The sequence below is a fragment of the Marininema mesophilum genome (assembly GCF_900106775.1).
GTDB lineage: Bacteria > Bacillota > Bacilli > Thermoactinomycetales > DSM-45169 > Marininema > Marininema mesophilum.
Genome location: NZ_FNNQ01000001.1, coordinates 225671 through 249040 on the forward strand (window position 1 = coordinate 225671; position 23370 = coordinate 249040).

Genomic DNA, 23370 nt, shown 5'->3' on the forward strand with positions numbered 1-23370 from the left:
TCTCACCCCTTCCGCCTTCCGATGTAGGCAACCATACGACCCGTGTTACCTCGATCTCGACGGTGCGAATGAAAATGAGCGGGATGGCAACTGGTACACCACTGACTGACGAAGATATGTTCTTCAAAAAGACCACTTTGGAGAAGAATTTGACGATTGGCTTCCTTTAGATCCAACCGCCATCCCCCTTCACCAGTCGATTGTAAGACCCTTTCATCCGCATGGGGTAACGCTTGAAGTAAGGGGGTTGTCACATGCTCATCCACCTCATAACAACATCGACCTATCGACGGTGCAATAGCCACTCTTAAATTGGCTAGGCTTGCCCCACGAAGGTGGAAAGCTTCAACCATGTTCCTTCCAATTCCCCCTACTGTTCCCCGCCAACCTGCATGGGCTACCCCCATCCATTCCGTATCTGGGCTATAAAACAAAAGGGGAACACAATCCGCATAGAAGGAGGTGAGTAACACATCATCTGCATGGGTGATAAGACCATCTGTGGCCGGATAGGCAGTAGAGGCATCATACAACCCTCTTCCCTGCTCTTCTGATGTCACTTCATGGATATGAGTTCCATGAACTTGATCGCCACATGTCCAGTAAGACAGCGGCACATCCAGGGCTTCTGCTAGCCTTTTACGATTATCTAGGACATTTGCTCGATCATCGCCAATATGCAGAGCATAGTTACAATGCATTGGATCTTGTATGGATTCGCTATCTCGAGTGCTGATCCCTGCTCTCAGTCTTGGAAACTCTCGTTCCCAGGGGAGAAGAGAAAAGTACGGTACAGATGATTCTTTACAAGCTTGAAACGGTTCCATTTCTCTCTCCTCCTTCCCATCATATATTACCACAGGCCTAGGAGGAGACAAAGGTGTTTATCCCTTACCGCGCTGACTCAAAAGGGGAATTGAGGAGTGGGCGAGGCTCTCTGGAACGCTCTGAATCCTCCACATAGCTTTGCCCGTTATCCAAGCGAACAAGGATCACATCATTTCCGATTTTTACAATACGATTCCATGGAATCACTGTCTCTTTTCCCCCTGTGACCAGACCAAAAAACCGGCTTTCACTAGGCACAACCAACGCCTTGATCTGTCCTTCTCGTAAATCTAATTCTAAATCGTTAATTTGACCAAGTTTTTTCCCATCACTGATATTGACCACATCTTTTGCTTGAAGCTCCGAAATTTTAATCATGGGCGATCACCCTGCTTTTTCTTTTTATACCCAGTATATGTACTCGCCCTGAAAATTGTCCTTGTTCATCTCATCAAAAAGAAAGACCGCACGATCATGCGTGCGGACAGTCCATAGGATCACATAATAAACTTGTTCATCTGTTGAATCGCTGCCTTTTCCAAACGTGAAACCTGGGCTTGGGAAATACCAATTTCGTCAGCCACTTCCATCTGGGTCTTTCCTTCGAAAAACCGCATGGATAAGATCATTTTTTCCCGATCATTCAACTTACCCATTGCTTCGCGAAGCGCGATCTCCTCTACCCAATGCAGGTCCTTGTCTCGATCATCCGAGAGCTGGTCCATCACAAAAATCGGATCGCCTCCATCTTGATAGATGGGCTCGAAGAGGGAGACTGGGTCTTGGATGGCATCTAAGGCAAACACCACTTCTTCCTTTGAAACATTGAGCACTTCTGATATTTCCACAATTGTTGGCTCTCGGGAGTGTCGATAAGTTAGAGAATCCCGTACCTGAAGCGCTTTATAAGCGATGTCGCGCAAAGATCGAGAGACGCGGATCGGATTATTATCACGCAGATAGCGACGGATTTCCCCGATGATCATGGGGACTGCATAGGTAGAAAATTTCACGTTTTGTCCCAGGTCAAAATTGTCGATTGCCTTCATCAAGCCGATACAACCGACTTGGAAAAGGTCGTCCACATTTTCACCACGGTTATTGAAGCGTTGAATGACACTGAGTACAAGACGTAGATTGCCATTCACCAGCTTCTCCCTTGCCGAGAGATCCCCCTCTCCCTGCAAGGAACGAAAGAGCGCTCGCATCTCTTCGTTTTTGAGCACGGGGAGCTTGGATGTGTCCACTCCGCAGATTTCCACTTTGTTTCGCGCCATGGATTCCCCTCCTACTCAAAGCTACTGTTAAGTATCTCCTCCAGAGGAAAATTTATAATCCATAAAAGCAAATATTCCCAAGCAAAACCACCTAGGCGGAATCTCTTCAAGCAAAAGAAAAAGCCCCGTAGGGCTCAAACACTCATGCTTTCTAGGCATGATGAACTTCTTTTTTTCACACCATCTTGTTAAATTCTTTTCGTAAACGTTTGATGATCCGTTTTTCTAATCGAGAGATGTAGGATTGGGAAATACCAAGCATATCCGCTACATCTTTTTGCGTTTTTTCTTCCCCACCATCTAACCCAAAGCGAAGCTCCATAATTTTTCGCTCTCGCTCCGATAACCTCATCAATGCAACACGAAGAATTTTACGATCCACCTGTTCTTCGATGTTGCGACAAATGATATCGTTTTCAGTTCCCATCACATCCGATAACAGAAGCTCATTGCCATCCCAGTCCATATTTAACGGTTCATCAAAGGATACCTCTGAACGAATCTTATTGTTGCGACGCAGGAACATTAAGATCTCATTTTCAATACAGCGCGATGCATAGGTCGCCAACTTGATCTTCTTAGAAGGATCAAAGGTATTAACCGCTTTGATCAATCCAATCGTCCCAATAGAGACTAGATCTTCAATATTGATTCCTGTGTTTTCAAACTTGCGCGCGATATAGACGACCAAACGCAAGTTTCTCTCGATTAACATCGCGCGTACAGCCGTATCCCCACTAGGAAGACGATCAAGGAGATGCTCTTCTTCTTCCCGGTTGAGCGGTGGAGGAAGAGCCTCACTACCACCGATGTAATAAATCTCTTCTCCTTTTAATCCGATCTGCATAAGGATACGGTACCAAAAGAGTTGCATTGCCAACTTCCATTTGATCATCATATTTCCCTATGACCTCCCCATCTCTTAATCCTATCCCGCCACCGACACACATGAAGGATGAAGAATTGCCTGATAGGTTCCGTCGGAGGAAAGACGTCCAGTATCCAGCCCAACCAACACCTTGCCCGCTTCATGCCACTCTCCTTGCTGATACACCTCTAACTTATCCGGCTTCAATGCAACAAGGATATCTCCATCACTAGCTGCTCCCCGAAAGGGGACAAGTCTTACGCGAGTCATCCACTCCCCTGGCATCTCCTTGCCAAGTCCATCCCAATTTCCTTTCCTTACAGCATCCACAAGACCGACTGGCAATACCCGTCCCCATTCCTCCACTTCCACTAGAATCACTGGCGTTCGTGAGATGGGATCTCGCAATTGGTTTCCCGTATCAATCAATCCCATCAATTCTAGTTTGACATCTCCCCATTGGACTCTTACTTTAGCCAAATGGTCATTTACCACTTGCCGATCAGCTAAGGAGCGGAAGGAAAAACGAGTGTAAAGCCAAACAATCGGAAAAGCTACCAAGACAAATACCCAAGAAATCGGTGATCCCCAGCCAGAAGAAAGAGAGAACAGAGAACCTCCTCCTGCATGAACCCCACTACCTAGGAAGTAATGGAGGGCAAACATGCCGCCTCCAGTCACAAAGGAAATCAGATAAAAGATACCTAGACTACGTAGATACGCCACCAAGGAATGATATCCAATTGCGACCCAAACCATCAGCATAGAAAATAGAAGTTTGCCATAGAACGTGTAGGAGAACGTGAGGGGCTGCCATAGTTGAAAAACAGCGTAACCCGCCCCCAATATAGCTGCACACAAAATTCGTAGAAGGGATGGGTGTTGACGCCGGATGGCTGTCATCAACCAGAGAAGTAGAAAGTCAATACATAGGTTGAGCAGAAATACCACATCGGCATAGACAACCATATTTGGTTCCCTTTCCCTTTAGAGGTGTCATCAGTATACCTAATCTCTATTTCAATGTCTGTCTAAACTTGCTGGATAGAGGTCATTTTTTTTGTCGATTGAGCGCAAGAATCGTACCCTTCTGTACTAGATAAGCCTAAACTCCCTTTATAACCTTCACTGGAATTTCGCCTCATTTCGGATGTCCACAAAAAAACTAGCTCTCCGCTAAAGCTGGAGAGCTAGTTTTTTCCTATTTACTTTTTACGCCGATGACGTAGGAAGGTTGGTATATCCAAGCTGTCTTCATCTTCATATTTGGGTCCGACGATATCCACAATTTGTTGCTTCTTTTTTTGCTGGCTACTCTCGTTGTGAAGTTTACCAAAGTCTGGCTTTTTCGCTGCTTTTTCTTGCTCCTTGTGATCAAAGCCAGTTGCAATCACCGTAACGAGAATTTCATCCTTCAGCTCTTCATTGATCACAGCACCAAAGATCATATTCACTTCTGGATCTGAAGCAGAAGCAACAATATCAGCGGCTTCATTCACTTCATAGAGTGAGAGATTCGTACCACCTGTGATATTCATCAAAACCCCACGCGCACCATCGATGGAGGTCTCCAGAAGCGGACTACAAATGGCCTTCTTAGCCGCTTCTGTAGCACGGGATTCACCGGTTGCCATCCCAATGCCCATAAGGGCAGAGCCGCGCTCAGTCATGATGGTTTTTACATCAGCAAAGTCGAGGTTGATCAATCCAGGGACCGCAATCAAATCAGAAATACCCTGCACCCCTTGCCGGAGAACGTTATCCGCTTCACGGAAGGCTTCCAACATCGGCGTATTTTTATCGACGATTTCTAAGAGTCGATCATTGGGGATGACGATCAGGGTATCAACCTTATCCTTTAGAGCGGCGGTCCCTTCATCCGCTTGCAAGGAGCGTTTACGCCCTTCAAAGGTGAAGGGACGAGTCACTACCCCAACGGTCAGCGCCCCTACTTCTCGAGCAACTTCAGCGATCTCTGGTGCAGCCCCAGTACCAGTACCACCACCCATCCCAGCGGTTACAAAGACCAAATCCGACCCTTTTAATACATTTTCGATACTCTCCCGACTTTCCTCCGCCGCTTTTTTACCAACGTTGGGGTTTGCGCCCGCACCGAGACCCCGGGTCAGTTTCTCACCGATCTGTAACTTGATCGGTGCAAGAGACCTGTTCAGCGCCTGGGCATCCGTATTGGCTGCGATGAATTCAACGCCCTGCACCCCGCTGTCAATCATCCGGTTAACGGCATTGCTTCCGCCACCACCGACACCGATGACCTTGATTTGGGCGATCTGTTCCACTTCCATATCAAACTCCAACATCGATAGTCCCTCCAATATCAATCAATCTTTCCTCACTTTAGATAAATTCATTGAAGAACCAATTCTTCATCCGTTCTAGGGGTGAGGGGCCACGTTTATCTTTTTGTGGGGAACGACCTTGACCATCCGGCTCAGCTAATCTGAGCATCCATCGTTTTTGGATGTAGTGGATCATGCCGACCCCACTAGTAAATGACGGATCCTGCACACCTATGTACCCAGGGGATACGATGCGGACCGCCTCTCCCAATTGATTCTGAGCTACTACAAGAATATGGGGTATCGACATGACGCCACCGGTGAGAACATAGCCACCAGGCAATCCATCAGAATAGCCCATCGATTCCACTTGATCACGAATCAATTGGAAAATCTCTTCAACCCGCGGTTCGATAATCAACGCCATCTCTTCTTGATTGACATTACTCTCTTGATTACTTCCAATCGCTGGGACGGAAAAGACAACATCCTTCGATGATTCCTCTACTAAAGCAACTCCGTATTTACGCTTAATCTTCTCAGCTACTTCACTCTGCGTACGAAGTCCAATGGCTATATCATTGGTAATAAAGTCGCCACCTATAGGTAGCACAGCTGTTGAAACCAAGTGCCCTTGTTCAAAGATGGCAAGGGATGTCGCTCCCCCGCCGATATCTGCCAAAACAACACCCATGTTTTTTTCATCGGATGATAGACAAATTTCACTAGCCGCCAGTGGTAGAAGTAGAATGCCTGCCACTGAAAGAGAAGCCTTCTCCACACAACGCAGGACATTGTGAATGATCGTCTTTGAACCGGTGACGATAATTGCTTCCACTTCGAGTCGTACTCCGACCATTCCATAAGGATCGTGAATACCTGTGAGTCCGTCAACAATAAATTGTTTAGGAACGACATCAATCACAGCTCGCTCTGGGGGAAGGGCAACAACCTTAGCCGCTTGCATAACCCGATCAATATCTGGTTGTCCAATTTCACGGTTGTCACTGGCCACAGCCACTACACCGTGACTGGATTGTAGGGAGACATGATTCCCAGAAACCCCCACAAATACTTTAGAAATATCTATACCAACCATCTGCTCGGCGTGATCGACTGCTTCACGAATCGATTGCACCGCCTGGTCAATGTCAATGATGGCCCCTTTCTTCGTCCCCTTGGCAGCCGCCGATCCCACGCCGACGATCTGGGTACTCTCTTTGGTCACCTCGGCGACGATCACACGGACCTTAGAAGTTCCTATATCTAAGCTGACGATAAACTCTCCACTGCTCAAATCCTGGGCACCTCCTAGCCCGAGAATCGGTTCCTTGTGGTGGAAGTAGGTAATTTCTTTGTTGAGGGGAGAAGCGAAGGGAAGATTCCGCTTATACCACAGGTATTCAACATGAAAGGAGTTTTCCCCTTTTTCCCACCTAATTTTTTATCTTAATCGGATTTGACTCCGTTTCAGTCTGTTTTATCTCCTGTTGCAGGAATAAACTTTGTACTTTCCAACAGGTTCAAGGTACCTGGAGAACGGTTACGGAAAATTGGATATACTTTAATCCTTCTGCCAAAGTCCTGAATACGAAGACGAATCACATGGCCTTGGCGGGTATACACTTTGATCAAATCAGGATATGTATCATCCTTAACAGGGCGAATCTCAGAAAGGTCACCTACTATTTTTTTCGGCAACTGTGTCAAGTCCTCTGCAAAGGATCTGGGTAGCTTTTCCTTAGGCCATCCACGAAGGAGGGGACGATCGACTGTCCCTTTCCATGAACGGTCAAAGAGGACTTTTCCATTTTTCAGCACTGGAACAACTTTCCCATCGTCACTCCAATAAGCAATTCGATTCTCCTCATGAACCTCTAAGCGGATACGGCTAGGAAATATACGCTCCGCCGTTACTCGACGAATTTCGCTCATCCGTTCAAGTACTTTCTTTGCTTGATCTTCATTCCAACGGTAATAGGATCCCCCCTTAGCCACTTGGGCCTTCGCAAGGATCTGTTGATCAGGAACCATGTGGTTCCCAACCACCTCTATTTCTTGTATTTCACTGAAAGGCGACTTTAAAAACAAGAGGAGAACGACCCCTGCAAAAAACATTAACAAAAACAGAAGCGCCGCAAACGACACAGGTTTGCGGGATCGTGGTGGACGGTAGGGAGGTACCCCTTGGTCCATGTCGGCATCTCCTCCATAAGAGATAGAAACCCTCATCAAGTGGACTTTCATCTAGTTACCACTATGTTACCACAAATCACGTAGATCGGCCGCGATTCTTTGCAAAAATAGTAGATTAACATCACAAGAAAGAGCAGCGGTACCCAGAAGGGGCCCACTGCTCTTTCAACACGATACCACTTTTCCTGACCAGCGCTGAATCTGGCCTCCTAATTGAAGAAGTGTCCGATCCAAATGGTCGTACCCACGATCGATATGGTTTAGACCTAAGACACGGGTCGTTCCTTGCGCCGCCAATCCCGCAATCACAAGAGCGGCCCCTGCTCGTAAATCCGTTGCTTGAACCGTAGCTCCTTTTAAGTAAGGAACTCCTTGAATCTCTACAGAGTGTTCCCCTGGCTGCAGATTCGCCCCCATTCGCACCAACTCCTGCACATGTTTGAAACGTCCATCAAAAATGCGTTCGGAGATGATACTACTTCCTTCAGTAATGCTGAGAAGAGCCATGATCTGTGGTTGCATATCGGTAGGGAATCCAGGATATGGACCTGTCACAACATCGCCAACTCCTTTTAAGCGCGGAATCCCTTTAATCCAGAGTGAGTCACCTTCATGCTTTAATGTGGTTCCTGTGCGTTCCAAAAGTTCCAAGGTGGAACCCATATGATCCAACACCACATGAGTCAACAAGATTTCGCCACCGGTCATCGCAGCGGCAGCTGCTAATGTTCCTGCAACGATTCGGTCGGGAATCACCTCATAAGAGACTGGATGGAGGCGGCGTACACCACGAATAACGATCGTATTTGTGCCTGCGCCACTTACATCGGCTCCCATTCGGTTAAGAAAGCGTTCAAGGTCCGCAATTTCTGGTTCCCGAGCGGCATTTCGGATCACCGTTCTCCCCTCTGCCCGAACTGCCGCCATCATGATATTTTCCGTTGCTCCGACGCTCGGTAAATCAAGATGGATATTCGCACCCTTTAACTTGGTCGCCGTGCAACGGATGAAACCATCCCCCTCTTCAATTTTCGCACCGAGAAGGGAAAGTCCTTTGAGATGAAGGTCGATGGGGCGAGCACCAATCGCGCATCCGCCCGGAGGAGTAATAATAACTTCATGAAGACGAGACAGCATCGGCCCCATCAAAAAGATTGAAGACCGCATCTGCCGCATCAGCGACTCAGGAATCCGAAAGGTTTTGATCGTTGAGGTTTCCATCTTGATGTTATTGCCGTCCCATCTCATCTTCACACCGAGAGCTTTTAAAATCTTACCCATCACATCGATATCCGACAAATGGGGGACATCCCGAATCTCATGAATTCCTTCAACCAAAAGAGTCGCAGCAAGGATGGGAAGAGCAGAATTTTTAGCTCCTTGAACACGAATGGTACCGTACAGAGGTTTTCCGCCTTTGATGACATACTGCTCCAATGTTCCACCTCCGTCTACCCCTCGCCCACCACCCGAACTTCCGGTTCCAACGTGACACCGTATTTTTCATTAATGGTTCTGATGATGTGCTGAATCAGGGCTAGAACATCGTTGGCTGTCGCTTGCCCGCGATTAATGATGAAATTAGCATGTTGCTCAGATACTTCGGCATCACCAATCCGGTACCCCTTCAATCCCGCCTCTTCGATTAGCCGACCAGAATGGTCACCTGATGGGTTACGGAATACACTACCCGCACAGGGAAACTGTAGAGGTTGGGTCAGTCTGCGCCGATCTTTAAATTGAGCCATCTTCGTAGCCACAACCTTACGTTCACCTTCATGAAGATTAAACGTAGCTTCTGTTACGACACCTCTCATCTCAGATTGGAGGATCGACGTCCGATAACGAAAGGCCATCTCTTCAGCAGAGATGCGTATCCAGCGACCATCTTCTAAGAGTACTTCCACCGACTCTAAGACCTGAGAAAGTTCAGATCCATGGGCACCCGCATTCATAAAGACAGCGCCACCCACAGTACCGGGAATTCCTCCAGCGAATTCCAAGCCGGTTAAACCGTGTTTAGCAACCATCACCGAAAGCTTGACGAAGGAGTATCCACCCCCAGCAACCACTTGCTGACCGTTCACCTGTAAGTGGTCAAGGCCCGCACCCAGTTTGATAACAGTCCCACGGATACCACCATCTCGTACTAAAAGGTTGGAACCACGTCCGATGACGCGCCAGGGTAGGCGATGTTCTCTTATCACCATCATCGCCTTCTCCAATTCCACTTTACAACGAGGATAGATGAAAAGATCCGCCGGCCCGCCCACCTTCCAGGTGGTATGGTGGGAAAGGGGTTCGTCAACCCGTACATCCTCCACACCTATATCTATTAATTCCTGGGCGATTGCTTGCACAAGGGAAATCTCCTTTCGCGGACACTTTGGCCCTTCGGTTCCAGGCGCGGCATACGATAGCTTATGCCTTTGCCCGTTTTTTGTGACGAATGCCCACATTCCACTATCGCTAATTCAGCGACGGGTTGCAGACAGCTTTTCCAATTCATCGAGGATCACCTCCGCTGCATCCGGCCGACCCAACTTACGAGAAGCTTCACTCATTTGACGATGATGTCCATGATTCCCCATCACTTCGGAAATAGTTTCCCAAAGTCGCTCCCCAGTCAGTTCCTTCTCTAAAATCATCCGCCCTGCGTTGTGATCATCCAATAAACGCGCATTCAATTCCTGATGATTGTTTGTTACATAGGGAGAGGGAATAAGAACAGCTGGTACCCCAAGAGCAGTCACTTCAGCCAGGGTAGTTGCTCCTGCACGAGAGATTACCATCGAGGAAGCAGCTAACACATCTGGCATGTTATATATAAACGGTTTTACGATAAGGTTCGGCCATTGATCCGTATCTATCTTATCAGTTACATCCTTATAATGCACCTCACCCGTCACATAGACAAAATGGATATCGGGTGCCTTCGTTAATTGAGGGAGCATCGATTCTACTGCATCGTTGATCGGCTTCGCCCCTCGACTACCACCAAATATCAATACGATAGGCTTGTCCGAATCTGCCAAACCAAGAGAGGCTCTGCCCGCTTCTTTTTTAGCATGTATGACTTCGGTTCCACGAGGATTTCCTGTGTGTAAAATGCGTTTGGCCTTTGTTAAATATTTCTCGGAACCAGTCAAGCTTATCGCTGTTACATTTACATATCGTGAAAGAAAGCGTGTTGTCAATCCAGGTAAAACATCGGGTTCAAGAATTAACGTGGGGACACCTAATTTAGTTGCCGCATAAAGAGCAGGCCCACTTACATACCCGCCTGTCCCCACCATCACATCTGGAGAAAACTTACGAATATACTCTTTGCATTTCTTTACTGCTCGGATAAATTTAGCAATCGTTTCCACGTTATCCAGGGATATCTTCCGCTTAAATCCTTGGATTTCTACATCAAAAAAAGAAATCTCACCTGCTTTAGGCACAATGCGTGATTCAAGCCCCTCTTTTGTCCCAATGTAGCCCAGCTTTACATCGGGGTGCCGGCGACGAACCGCATCCGCAAGCGCAAGAGCTGGATAAATATGTCCGCCAGTGCCGCCACCGGAAAGCATCACTTTTTTCATCATAATCCCCCGATTCTCTATATATGCCGATCACTGATCTGTATAACGAGACAAATTTAACAATATGCCCACGGCTACCAATGTCAATGTTAACGAAGAACCACCATAGCTAAGAAACGGCAACGTAATTCCTGTAACGGGAAATGCTCCAGAGACTACACCAATATTAATTACGGCTTGGATGACAATCATCCCCGTCACTCCTGCAGCAACCAGACTCAAAAACATATCCTGAATGGTGATTGCCACGCGAATTCCTCGCCAGATGAGGATTGCGAAAAGAATAATCGCAGTACCTGCTCCGATAAAACCCAACTCTTCAGCTAAGATAGAAAAAATAAAGTCTGTATGAGGTTCAGGCAAATAAAGATGTTTCTGCCGACTCATCCCTAACCCTAGTCCCATCAACCCACCTGGACCGATAGCAAATAATGATTGGATAATCTGGTACCCTGCATTGAGTGGATCTTGCCATGGATTGAGAAAAGCCGTAATTCGTTTAATACGATAGGGAGCTGCTAATACCAGTCCCGCAAAACCTGCCAATCCAATGCCCATCAATGCAACCAGATAATTGATACGGACACCTGCTATATAGATAAGGATAATCGCCGTCCCCATCATCACGGTACCTGTCCCAAGGTCAGGTTGCATCATAATCAATGCAAAGGCAGATCCTGCAATCCCTAAAGGATACATCATCCCGTATTGTAAGGTTTGTATCTCTCCTGACCGATTACTAAAGTAACGGGCAAGAAAGAGAATGACCCCTAGTTTTGTAAACTCAGAAGGTTGAATACTAAAAGCACCGATGCCAAGCCAACTTCGAGCACCATTTCGTAGGATCCCCACACCAGGCACCAGAACCAAAGCTAACAGAGCAAAACAAATAATCAGTGCAGGTTTTGCCCACTGGCGAAAGAGCTTAGGATCCAACCTTGATACGACAAACATCAGGAGAACGCCCACCCCAGCAAACAACAACTGTCGCTTCGCGTAAAAGAAACTATCCCCAAACTTATGTTGGGAATACGCAGCACTCGCACTATATACCATGATCACCCCGAGGGTTAAGAGCATCAGGATGACAACGATAATAATAAGATCCGGAGATCGGCGAGAGTGGGGATTGGGCATGGACGATTCACCTCTTTGAACGGATTGGGGCAAGCCTCACTACAAGGTATGCACGGCTTGTTTAAAAATGCTTCCCCGTTCTTCAAAAGAGGTATGTTGATCCCAACTAGCACAAGCTGGTGAGAGCAGAGCCACGTCCCCTGGCTGTACGAGAGTAGTAGCGGCTGCAACGGCTTCCTCCACATTTTGCACCTGCAAACGGGACCGTACCCCAGCTTCCTTTGCTCGAGCCAAGAGCACACCTGCCGCTTCACCATAGGCGACAATTCCCTTTAACTTCTGAAAGACAGGTACCAATTCCTTAAAGTCCACACCTCGATCCAACCCACCTGCAATCAAAACAACGGGGTCTGTAAAGGAGCCAACTGCCGCAATTGTCGCTTTAGCATTCGTCGCTTTGGAGTCGTTATACCAACGAACTCCCCTTTTGGTTCCCACAAATTCCAGACGATGTTCCACCCCAGTAAAAGTGGCTAACTCGTGCCGTACAGCCTCTTTGGGACACCCTGTTGCAAGGGCAATAGCTACCGCGGCCAGTCCATTCTCCTGATGAACCCCTGGTAGGTGCATATCTGAGACGGGCATCAACTCCCATGCATCCTCCCCAAACATCCGTACCATCACTCGTCCATCCACTATATAAACTCCTGACGCTACTGGTTCTCTACGGCTAAACCATAAAATCTGAGCAGTCACTTTTTCTGCGGCCGAGTGACATTCCGCTGAATCCCAATTGAGCACAGCGATATCCGAGGGTTGTTGGTTTGAAAATAGCTTCTCCTTAGAGGCTATATAATCGATCAGATCCCCGTGGTAGTCCATGTGAGCAGGAACGATATTGAGCAAGGCTCCAATCCGTGGTCGGAAGGTTTGCACCCCTTTTAGCTGAAAGCTGGATAACTCAGCCACGAGCCACTCCTCAGATCCCATCTCAGGCGCCACTTCAGCTAACGCGCGACCGATGTTACCCGCTATACGAGAAGGAATCCCCCCTGTTGCCAGCATCCGACCAACCAACGTCGTTGTCGTCGTTTTCCCATTGGACCCCGTGATTCCGATAATCGGAGAAGCGGTCACGCGATAGGCAATCTCTACTTCTGTCACTACAGGGATCCTATGAACCAGTGCTTGTTGGACAGGAGGAGCTGTATAAGAAATCCCCGGATTTTTCACAAGGAGATCCACCCCCTCATGGATAAGATCCGCTGGATGCCCTCCACAGATCACAGGGATCCCCAGTTTCTCAAGCTCCTCCGCTTCTGGACTCTCGGCGCGTGGCTTGCGATCATTAACCGTCACCTTCGCCCCAAGGTGGAAAAGAAGCCGAGCCACCGCTACCCCACTCCGGGCCAAGCCCAGGACGACGACCACCTGCCCCTTCCACTCATCCGTCAGCATATTCACTGCAAAAACACCTCCAGAAAGATACCCAGACCAGCAAGCAGAAAGCCAGTCAACCAAAAAGTTGTAACGACTCTCCACTCCGACCAACCCACCAACTCAAAATGATGATGAATCGGACTCATGCGGAAAATCCTTTTCCCTCGTGTTTTAAAGGAGATTACCTGGATCAGCACCGACAGCGTCTCTATGACAAATACTCCACCAATAATCGGAAGTAACAACTCTGTCTTGGTAATCACAGCTAAACCCGCCAAACCGCCACCGAGGGCCAATGAGCCCGTATCCCCCATAAAAACTTTTGCGGGATGGGCATTAAAGACGAGAAAGGCAAGCAAAGTTCCTGCCACAGCAACTGAAAAAATAACGACATTAGCGTTACCTTGTACAATGCCGATCACCGCATAAGCACCATAAGCAATCGCAGCCGTTCCTGACGCTAGACCATCTAAACCATCCGTTAGGTTTACCGCATTAGAAGCGGCGATCATTATCAGAACCAACAAGGGTAGATAAAGCCAATTTAATTCTAAGACAATATCCGTTGCGGGAACTTTTATCGAGAAAATCGCATCATAGGTTCCACCGACCACCCGTACCTGCCAGAGCACCCAAAAAAGGACTAAACCGATAAAGAGCTGACCGAGAAGTTTTTGTTTCGCTGTGAGACCTAAATTGCGTTTCATCACCACTTTGATGTAGTCATCCAAAAAGCCTAGAATTCCATAGCCTAATAGGGCGAATAAAAGGAAAAATAGATCAGATCGACCACGTTGGAGGCTACCTAGAGGAACAGCGGCGAGAACCGTCGCTGTCAAAAAGATAACACCACCCATGGTAGGAGTCCCTGTTTTCTTTTGATGACTTTCCGGACCTTCTGTACGGATGGATTGACCAAATTTCAAGCGACGTAAAATAGGAATTACAAAGGGAGCCAAGATCACACCAAGACCGAAGGCAACTGCGAGTACCAACAAGATCAAGGCATGGGGACTCAAGCCAGTAGAAGAAATCATCGGGCTAGGTACACCTCCAAATAAATACCCAATCCAGCAAGTAGGAAACCAATCGACCAGAAGGTGGTTACTACTCTCCACTCCGACCATCCTAACAATTCAAAGTGATGGTGAATCGGGCTCATACGAAAAATTCGTTTTCCACGAAGTTTAAAGGAACCAACTTGAAGTATGACAGATAACGTCTCGATAACAAATACACCGCCAATGATTAGGAGCAAAAACTCTGTCTTGGTAATCACCGCAAGAGCCGCTAATCCCCCACCAAGGGCAAGGGAGCCTGTATCACCCATAAACACCTTTGCGGGATGCGCGTTAAAGACGAGAAAACTTAGGAGCGCACCTACAACCGAAGCAGAAAATATAACCACCATATAATTGCTTTGTACCATCCCAATGATGGCATAAGCACCATAAGCTATGGATGCTGTTCCAGCCACCAATCCATCCAGACCATCCGTGAGGTTAACTGCATTTGAAGTAGCAATCATCATCACTACCAATAAAGGCAAGTACAGCCCTGTCAATTGAAAGGTAATATCTGTCCCGGGGATATGTATCGAGGAAATCCCAGGATTTTCTGCACGTTCAACTCGAACTTCCCATAACACCCAGTAGAGAACAAGACCGATAAACAACTGACCGAGAAGCTTTTGTTTTGCGGATAGACCCAGATTTCGCTTCATCACCACTTTGATGTAGTCATCTAAGAAACCCAGGATCGCATACCCTAGGGTCGCGAACAACAGAAAAAACAAATTTGAAATACGATCAGAAAACAGATTGCTTAGTGGTACAGCGGTTAACACCATCGTGGTTAGAAAAATAGTACCACCCATCGTAGGTGTACCCGCTTTTTTAAAGTGTGCCTTTGGCCCTTCTTCACGAATCGCCTGACCAAACTTTAACCTGCGCAAAATCGGGATAACAAAAGGGCCCAATATAATGCCAAGGCTGAAAGCGACAGCGAGGGGAGCCAGAAGAATACGCATATCCATTTAGAAAGTTTTCGCTCCTTTTAAAATATGCTCCACCGTAGTTTCCAAACGCGCTCCCCGAGAAGCTTTTACTAAGAGAACGACCCCTTCGTTTCCTTCCGCTAGGAGTGTCTGAGCGGCTTCTTCTGGATTCTGAAAATGAATCGCCTTCCCCTCAGGTGCTACTTCCTGCGCGCCATCGACGATCCAACGACCTCGTGCACCCATAGCATAAACCCTTGAGATTCCTTTTTCCATGGCAAAACGCCCTACTTCACGATGATACGCCTCTTCCTCAGGACCCATTTCTAACATATCCCCGAGCAGGACCCATTTCTCTTTAAAACCATCTAAGGAAGAGAGAAGATCAATCGTCGCTCGCATCGACGAGGGGCTCGCATTGTATGCATCGTTGATGATCAACATCCCATTAGTGGCCGTGACTTTCTCCAGACGCATCCCTGTTATATGAACTTGATTAAGTCCCTGCTGAAGCTCCTCTTCAGTCAGCCCGAGTGTACGCCCAACGGTGATAGCGAGAAGGGCATTCTTCGCATTGTACTGCCCCATCATCGGGAGGGTGAAGCGGCTTCCTGTCAAGGAGGTTGTAAAGGAGATGCCCTCTAATCCCTCCGTAGCAAATCCTTGCAGAACATCATCATTATCTTCCTTCCAACCGACACGGATATATCGTCTCTTCTCCTTAACCAATCGCTCCCGAAGAAGAGGTTCATCCCCATCGATTACTAATGTACCTTGTTGAGCTAAGCCTTCACATATCTCCAACTTCGCATCGGCAATCCCTTGCCGACTTCCTAAGTGCTCAATATGGGCCTCACCAATATTGGTAATGACCGCAAGATCTGGCTTAGCGATTTGAGAAAGCAGAGCGATTTCCCCCGCATGATTCATCCCCATCTCTACCACAGCTACTTCTGACTTTCGTGGCATCGAGAGGAGCGTAAGGGGTAAACCGATATGATTATTTAGATTCCCTTGGGTGCGATGGACACGGTATTTGACAGAAAGAATGGAACCCAAAAGCTCCTTGGTTGTCGTCTTACCATTGCTTCCTGTCACGGCAACTACCTTAACCCCGATTTCCCTGCGCCAAGCAGCAGCAAGCTGTTGAAGTGCCTCTAATGTATCCTTTACCCGGATTAAAGGAATAGAGGGGGACGAAGGTAGGGCGCGATCCTCCTGCCAAAGAGCGGCAACTGCCCCTTTCTTCACTGCATCAGAGAGAAAATCATGGCCATCAAAGCGATCCCCAAGGATGGGGACATAAAGTTGATTTGGATATAGAGACCGTGTATCTGTCGATACACCCTGGGCGAGCATCGTTTTATCCGAAATGCTACCGAGGAGTGTCCCTCCCACCTCACCGGCAATGGATTTTAATGTTTTCTGCATGGTTTCTCTCTCCTCGCTCATCGGAAAGCTTGAATAGCTTCGCGAGCTTGCTGACGATCATCAAAGTTGTGACGAACCCCGTTTACTTCTTGATACGTTTCATGGCCTTTGCCTGCGATCAACACGATATCTCCTGGACGAGCCCCTTTGATTGCAAAGCGAATCGCTTCTCCACGATCCACAATCGCTGTCCACTCTCCCGCAGGTACATCCTGAACACCCTCCAACATATCGCTAATGATGCTTTCGGGCTTTTCTGTGCGTGGGTTATCGGAGGTAATCACCAAATGACTACTGTACTTGGCCCCTATCGCTGCCATCAAGGATCGTTTTGTGCGATCACGATCACCACCACAGCCAACAATACACCAAACATTGCCTTGACTGATCTCCCCTACAGTTTTAAGGACGTTTTCTAAACTATCCGGGGTATGAGCATAATCTACCAATACCGTATAGGGCTGTCCCTCATCCACCGCTTCGAGGCGTCCGTCCACACCTTGAATCGATTCTAACGAACATCGAATTTGATCGAGAGAAACCCCTTCCCCCAGGGCAACAGATGTAGCTGCCAACGCATTATAGACGCTAAATTTACCCATCAACTTCATTTCGATATCAATCGATCCTAGAAATGTGTTCAGACGGAAGCGTGTTCCTCCTGCATGATGGTCAATCGCATCTGCGTAAACATCAGCCGGATTATCAATTCCATAAGTCATTACTTGAGCTGGAGTCACCTGAGCAAAAAATGTGGAAGCGGGTTCATCCGCATTGAGAATCGCTAACGGCTGATCTTCTTTTTGACCCGCATAACTATTGTCCAACTGACTAAAGAGTAGGGCCTTTGCATCGCGATATTCTTCCATCGTTTCATGATAATCCAGATGATCCTGTGTCAGATTGGTAAACACCGCTGTACGAAACCGACACCCTCGCGTCCGACCCATATGGAGCGCATGGGAAGAGGCTTCGATCACCGCATGGCTACATCCTGCATCTCTCATTTGTCGGAAACCTCGTTGTAACTCGATCACTTCAGGGGTTGTGTTCTTGACGGGTATGGAATCCTTACCAATTTGCATATTCATCGTACCGATCAAACCCGTCGCCATTTCGGCATCCTCGAGAATATGGCGGATCAAATACGATGTCGTTGTTTTACCGTTAGTACCCGTCAAACCAATCAATTTCAATTCCTTTGTTGGGTGTTGAAAAAACACATCGGATACGATGGCCATCGCCCGCTTGGTATCCGGTACATGGATCACAGGCACTGATGTCTCTATCTCTTCTTCCACGAGCAAAGCAGCCGCTCCTTGTTCTAGAGCTTGAGGAATATAATGGTGTCCATCCACCGTAAAACCCTTGAGCGCGATAAACAAATCTCCAGGTTGTACTTCGCGGGAATCCATTTGTATCCCTGTGATTTCTACATTCATATTGCCAATACGATCTGCTAATACAAGAGAATTGATGAGCTTCTCTAGTTTCATGAAATGGGTACCTCCTTGGGCCAAGCGCCATATGCCTGGCACCATTATAACTGAATGAAAAAAATAAGGAAGACACGCGAAATGCCAGGGTCCTCCTGGCATAATGGGGTAGATCATCCCTATTTTAATTCTCTTTTACCCATTTGTCACCCGAAGATGACTCTTTCAAACCCTGATAGCAAAGGAGAGTGAGCATTCATTCACTCTCTCCTGCTGGGATGATCCGCCCTTACTTATCTCCTAAATAAATTCGAATAGGGGTCCCTTTCTTTACACGTTGTCCTGGTTTTGGCGCTTGGCTAATCACCTTATTTCCTTTTCCTCGCACCTGGAGTTCCGTATTTTCTAGACTGTTCCTAATCTCATCGATATTAGAACCGATCAAGTTAGGCGTAGTAACTATCGGTGTCTCCGTTGGAGAATTTTTGGGTGATATTTGTTTCTTTCGTGGGGGTACTCGTAAATGACGCAGGCTATCTCTTAGAATATCTTTTACGATAGGTGCCGCCACCACGCCTCCAAACTGGAGTGCCTTTGGATTATCAACCGCCACATAGACAACCAATCGAGGATCATCCGCCGGAGCAAAACCAATAAAGGAAACGATATGGTTATTTTTCATATAGCGTCCATCAGGCCCTACCTTTTGTGCTGTCCCTGTCTTTCCACCTACCCGATAACCATCAAGAAACGCTTTCCGCCCAGTACCTCGGGCAACTACACTCTCCAGTGCGATTCGAACTTTTTTGGATGTGCTCTCTGAAATCACTTGCCGTTTAAAATGAGGCTTATTCTCTTCTACTATTTTATGAGTATCTGGATTGATCCACGCCTTCTGTAATTGGGGTTGCATCAATTTGCCACCATTCACAGCTGCGGCTACCGCGGCTACTTGTTGAATCGGTGTAACCGAAACCCCTTGACCAAAAGAGGTAGTCGCAACTTCCACAGGTCCCGCTTGTTCAGGAGTAAATAATATCCCCTTTGCTTCTCCATTTAAATCAATCCCTGTTTTTGCACCAAACCCAAATTTGCGAATGTAGGAAAATAGTTTTTCTTCTCCTAATCGTTGACCCATCTTTACGAAACCAGGGTTACATGAATTTTCAACTACTTTTAAAAAGGTTTCTGGTCCATGCCCTCCACGCTTCCAGCAACGAAGACGCACCCCTGACACATTGATAAAACCTGGATCAAAGAAATAACTTCCCAGGTGTACCTTTTTCTCTTCTAACGCAGCCGCCAATGTGATGATTTTAAATGTGGACCCAGGTTCATAGGTTCGCCAGATGGGTAAGTTCCGGTTGTAGACCAATGGATTTGCCTTACGAAATTCATTAGGATGAAAGGTAGGGCGACTTCCCATCCCTAGAATTTCCCCGGTTTTCGGATCCATCGCGATCGCCATAATATTATCTGCCTGAAACCGAGCCATCGCTTGATCCATCTCTCGTTCTATATAAGACTGGATCGATTTATCTAAAGTTAACTCCAGATCGAGTCCATCAACTGGAGGGGTGTATTGATCTGCACTCCCTGGTAATCGCTCCCCCTTCGCATTTGCACTAAAGGAAACATACCCCCGCTTGCCCTGAAGGCTCTTATCGTAAACTAGTTCTAAACCTGCTAAACCTTGATTATCAATACCCGCAAAGCCAAGAATGTGAGCCGCCATACGTCCCATTGGATAATGCCGTTTATTATCCTCAGCGATAGCAATCCCAGGAAGACGTAGGTTGTGAACCGTTTTAGCTCGTTCATCACTTAGCTTGCGTCCATAAGGGGTGATACGTACAATCAACTCTCGCTTGGTAATTAATTGGTAGATTTTATCCTCCGGAGCCATCAACGCTTGGGCAAGTGCCTGTGCCGTTGCTTTTGGATTTTTTATCTGAGCGGGAATGGCCAACACCGACGGTGCGCTAATATTATAAGCCATCACTTTCCCATTTCGATCCAAGATCCGCCCACGGGTTCCTTCAAAGGGAATATCCCGTGTCCATAACTCCTCTGCTTTTTCCTGTAACCATGGTCCACGTACCAACTGCACATAACCAAGGCGCGCCAAGAGAGCACCAAAGAGCAATAAACCGAGCAGCAGTGAGATAAATAATCGTTTGCGCACCACGTGGTTTGTCATCCTCAATGGATCCCACCCCTTACCTCAGACAAGTCCTCATAGACAAGCCTATGTAGAACCAAAGTTGTATAGAACAGACATGCTGATTATCCAAAAGGTAGACTTGCCATTGGTGAGGATGCGTTTTGGTTTACGCCTGGCAAAAAAGAACTGTCTCCTTATGGAGACAGTTCTACTGCCACTTGGGTGGTTTTAGTTTTAATTGAATATGTTGGTTATCTAAGATGGGATCACCAGGAGGAATCGATTGTCCTATGACAAACCCTTCACCCTCTGCCTTTGGTTTTAAGCCGATCAGGCGACTGACATCCATTGCTTCTCGGAGTGACTTTCCGCGCAAATCCGGCATCGAGAGGGATTTTGTTTCCTCTGTCACTAGATAGACCGTTCCTCCGCCTCGAATGATTCGATCACCCGGTGCAGGATATTGGGCAATTACTTTATCCTCACTACCAAGGATATATGTGCGGACCTTCTTTTTCTCTAGGGATTTTTTTAGTGATGCGACAGGTTTCCCTTTCCATTTACCAGCCATAACCTCTTTCTGAGATATGTTTCCTGTCGGTTCCTTTTTCGATTTTCCATTTAATTGGTTGATTGCACCCTTGATAATTTCTCGGGCAGCAGGAGCCGCTACCGTTCCACCGTGTTTATCTCCTTGGGGCTCATCTACAGCCACATATACAACAACACGGGGATTATTAGCAGGGGCAAATCCCGTAAAGGAAACGATATAGTCATCAGGATCATAACCTTTTCCGCCCTGAGCCACCTTTTGGGCCGTTCCCGTTTTACCTGCTATATCATAGCCTGGGGCATCTGCTTCCTTCCCGGTCCCCTTTACAACTACATCACGCAATAGCTTTCGTACCTTTGCTGCCGATGAGGGTGAAATGACATGTTTGCGAACCGCAAAGGGGTTGATTTTCTTTATCTTTTTTCCTGTCACAGGGTCTTGAATATGATCCACTATATAGGGCCGGTACAGTTTACCCCCATTGGCTACAGCCGAAACTGCCATCACCTGCTGGATAGGAGTTACCGAAATCCCTTGTCCAAAGGCTGTTGTTGCCAACTCTAATTTGCGAAGGGGCTGATAACCATAAAAAATTCCCTTTGCTTCATACGGGAGATCAATGCCTGTAGGACGACCCACCCGATCCGTGATACGCCCAAAGCCAAAACGATCAATATAACGAGACAATCGATCTCCCCCAAGCTGCTTTCCTAACTCGATAAAAGCCACGTTACTGGAAAGATTGATCCCCTCTGCAAACGAAATCTTTCCCCAGCCAACATTATTCCAATCTCGGAGCTTACGTCCCTCTACTTCGGTGTAACCAGATGGAAATTTCTTCTGCTCATCAAACTTTTTCTCCTCGATAGCAGCGGCTAGGGTAACGATCTTAAAGGTAGAGCCCGGTTCAAACTGAGAACTGACAGCGATATTGGTATTCGTATCTGAATCCCAGGTATCTCCGAAGCGATTGGGATCAAAGTTCGGTCGACTAGCCATCGCTAGAATCGCTCCAGTTTTTGGATCAGCAGCGATTGCTGTTGCCCCCTTCGCTTGATAGCGTGCCATCACCTGATCCAGTTGATTCTCCATAAGCTGCTGGATTTCTCGATCCAGAGTCAGTGTAAGATTTTTTCCTGGATCAGCGGGGCGAAACTTCTCTGCTTGGTTGGGAACTCGATAACCCTTGGCATCTTTTGCGAAGCTCATCTTCCCAGGACTTCCGGTTAGTGTCCGATTATACTTCTGTTCAAGACCGCCCACTGGTTGTCCCTCCATATTGACAAAGCCAAGTACGTGGGCTGCTAGATCTCCTTCTATGTATTTACGCCCTGTTGTCTGAATCGCATAGATCCCAGGCAAATCAAGATCCATCACTTTATTCCGTTTTTTCTGGGAAATCTTATAGTTCCCCTTCTTCCGCAACTCCACCTGATTCACTTTTTTTCGATTTAACTTTTCATAGATGTCATCCTCAGGAATTCCAAGTAAGGGTGATAATTTTTCGGCTGTTTTCCGTTTGCTTTTAATCAGTTTCAAGTCCGCCGCAATATAATACATCTTTACTTCTTGGACAAGTTCATTCCCATTTCGATCGACAATTGCTCCCCGCTTGGGTTTAATCACTTCTTTTTTCTCCCAGATATGTTGCGCTCGTTCGCGTAAAAAAGAAGCATCGACAGTCTGGAGCCAAAACAATCGAAAGACCACTGCCGCCAGGAGCAATACACAGCCCATCCCAACGAACAGTGATCTTATCTTTCTTTGTTTTTTAGTCGGATTCACACGTTACACTCCTTGTTCCACTCATGGCCGCGCCTCCGATGTTTATCGACTTGATTCCACGGAAGAAGATGGTCCAAGGCTATTTTTTTCTTGGAGCACCATGCCCCGATCTTCAGCGTACCGGCGGATCCTCTCCCCGCTCTTCAACTCCTTTTGTTGTGACTCTAACTCTTGAATAGTTTCCTGCGATTGAGAAGCTTCCTGTTCCACCTTTGATAGTTTCATACTGAGCTCTGTTGCCGCCGCATAGCGGGACAAAACTAAAAGGGCAAGTGCGACACAGATGACCACGCTAAACAGGTACAGCAGCTTCTCTCCTACAGGGAACCCCGGCTTACGCGGCTGTCTCTCTCTCTGATCTGCCTTTTTCGGCCGGCTCTCTAGTTGGAAGGCGGTCGAAGCGTTTCCCCGGTACTCTCTCATATATAGTGA

The 23370-nt window shown here is 47.2% G+C and carries 20 protein-coding genes; all 20 read right to left on the minus strand.

Going from position 1 to position 23370, the window contains the following annotated elements; translation table 11 throughout:
• Nucleotides 1–2: 2 nt before the first annotated feature.
• On the minus strand, nt 3–827 hold the full coding sequence (gene pgeF, locus BLV90_RS00885; protein WP_091734749.1) for a peptidoglycan editing factor PgeF: 825 nt from the start codon (nt 825–827) through the stop codon (nt 3–5).
• 64 nt (nt 828–891) lie between these two features.
• On the minus strand, nt 892–1206 hold the full coding sequence (locus BLV90_RS00890; protein ID WP_091734751.1) for a YlmC/YmxH family sporulation protein: 315 nt from the start codon (nt 1204–1206) through the stop codon (nt 892–894).
• A 119-nt stretch (nt 1207–1325) separates the two neighbouring features.
• On the minus strand, nt 1326–2105 hold the full coding sequence (gene sigG / locus BLV90_RS00895) for an RNA polymerase sporulation sigma factor SigG (RefSeq protein ID WP_091734753.1): 780 nt from the start codon (nt 2103–2105) through the stop codon (nt 1326–1328).
• A 175-nt stretch (nt 2106–2280) separates the two neighbouring features.
• Nucleotides 2281–3003 carry an RNA polymerase sporulation sigma factor SigE gene (gene sigE / locus BLV90_RS00900; RefSeq protein WP_091734755.1) on the minus strand — a complete coding sequence of 241 codons (723 nt, stop codon included), beginning with the start codon at nt 3001–3003 and terminating at the stop codon, nt 2281–2283.
• 30 nt (nt 3004–3033) lie between these two features.
• Nucleotides 3034–3942, minus strand: coding sequence for a sigma-E processing peptidase SpoIIGA (spoIIGA, locus tag BLV90_RS00905; RefSeq protein WP_091734757.1), 909 nt, complete (start codon nt 3940–3942; stop codon nt 3034–3036).
• Between the two features lie 236 nt (nt 3943–4178).
• Nucleotides 4179–5294 carry a cell division protein FtsZ gene (gene ftsZ, locus BLV90_RS00910; RefSeq protein WP_091734759.1) on the minus strand — a complete coding sequence of 372 codons (1116 nt, stop codon included), beginning with the start codon at nt 5292–5294 and terminating at the stop codon, nt 4179–4181.
• 37 nt (nt 5295–5331) lie between these two features.
• The gene (gene ftsA, locus BLV90_RS00915; protein WP_091734761.1) at nt 5332–6570 is read right to left on the minus strand and encodes a cell division protein FtsA; all 1239 of its coding nucleotides are present in this window, start codon (nt 6568–6570) and stop codon (nt 5332–5334) included.
• Between the two features lie 173 nt (nt 6571–6743).
• Nucleotides 6744–7469, minus strand: a complete 726-nt coding sequence (locus BLV90_RS00920) for a cell division protein FtsQ/DivIB (protein WP_177167827.1) — start codon at nt 7467–7469, stop codon at nt 6744–6746.
• Between the two features lie 165 nt (nt 7470–7634).
• Nucleotides 7635–8906 carry a UDP-N-acetylglucosamine 1-carboxyvinyltransferase gene (gene murA, locus BLV90_RS00925; protein WP_091734765.1) on the minus strand — a complete coding sequence of 424 codons (1272 nt, stop codon included), beginning with the start codon at nt 8904–8906 and terminating at the stop codon, nt 7635–7637.
• A gap of 14 nt (nt 8907–8920) precedes the next feature.
• The gene (gene murB, locus BLV90_RS00930) at nt 8921–9829 is read right to left on the minus strand and encodes a UDP-N-acetylmuramate dehydrogenase (protein ID WP_091734767.1); all 909 of its coding nucleotides are present in this window, start codon (nt 9827–9829) and stop codon (nt 8921–8923) included.
• Nucleotides 9830–9943: 114 nt separating this feature from the next.
• The gene (gene murG, locus BLV90_RS00935) at nt 9944–11059 is read right to left on the minus strand and encodes an undecaprenyldiphospho-muramoylpentapeptide beta-N-acetylglucosaminyltransferase (protein WP_091734769.1); all 1116 of its coding nucleotides are present in this window, start codon (nt 11057–11059) and stop codon (nt 9944–9946) included.
• Nucleotides 11060–11086: 27 nt separating this feature from the next.
• Entirely contained in the window at nt 11087–12193 is a 1107-nt protein-coding gene (spoVE, locus tag BLV90_RS00940; RefSeq protein WP_091734771.1) for a stage V sporulation protein E, read from the minus strand.
• A 39-nt stretch (nt 12194–12232) separates the two neighbouring features.
• Complete coding sequence (gene murD, locus BLV90_RS00945) at nt 12233–13591, minus strand: UDP-N-acetylmuramoyl-L-alanine--D-glutamate ligase (protein ID WP_091735407.1); 1359 nt, start codon at nt 13589–13591, stop codon at nt 12233–12235.
• A gap of 2 nt (nt 13592–13593) precedes the next feature.
• Nucleotides 13594–14610 (minus strand): phospho-N-acetylmuramoyl-pentapeptide-transferase, encoded by a 1017-nt coding sequence (gene mraY / locus BLV90_RS00950; protein WP_091734773.1) that lies wholly within the window; start codon nt 14608–14610, stop codon nt 13594–13596.
• Nucleotides 14607–15602 (minus strand): phospho-N-acetylmuramoyl-pentapeptide-transferase, encoded by a 996-nt coding sequence (mraY, locus tag BLV90_RS00955; RefSeq protein WP_425433847.1) that lies wholly within the window; start codon nt 15600–15602, stop codon nt 14607–14609. The genes mraY (BLV90_RS00950) and mraY (BLV90_RS00955) overlap by 4 nt, the downstream gene beginning before the upstream one ends.
• Before the next feature lie 6 nt (nt 15603–15608).
• Nucleotides 15609–17000, minus strand: coding sequence for a UDP-N-acetylmuramoyl-tripeptide--D-alanyl-D-alanine ligase (locus tag BLV90_RS00960; RefSeq protein WP_177167828.1), 1392 nt, complete (start codon nt 16998–17000; stop codon nt 15609–15611).
• 17 nt (nt 17001–17017) lie between these two features.
• Entirely contained in the window at nt 17018–18496 is a 1479-nt protein-coding gene (locus tag BLV90_RS00965; protein WP_091734779.1) for a UDP-N-acetylmuramoyl-L-alanyl-D-glutamate--2,6-diaminopimelate ligase, read from the minus strand.
• A gap of 229 nt (nt 18497–18725) precedes the next feature.
• On the minus strand, nt 18726–20642 hold the full coding sequence (locus BLV90_RS00970) for a stage V sporulation protein D (RefSeq protein ID WP_091734781.1): 1917 nt from the start codon (nt 20640–20642) through the stop codon (nt 18726–18728).
• Nucleotides 20643–20808: 166 nt separating this feature from the next.
• Complete coding sequence (locus tag BLV90_RS00975) at nt 20809–22938, minus strand: penicillin-binding protein (protein WP_091734783.1); 2130 nt, start codon at nt 22936–22938, stop codon at nt 20809–20811.
• A 42-nt stretch (nt 22939–22980) separates the two neighbouring features.
• Nucleotides 22981–23361 (minus strand): cell division protein FtsL, encoded by a 381-nt coding sequence (ftsL, locus tag BLV90_RS00980; protein ID WP_091734786.1) that lies wholly within the window; start codon nt 23359–23361, stop codon nt 22981–22983.
• Between the last annotated feature and the right edge of the window lie 9 nt (nt 23362–23370).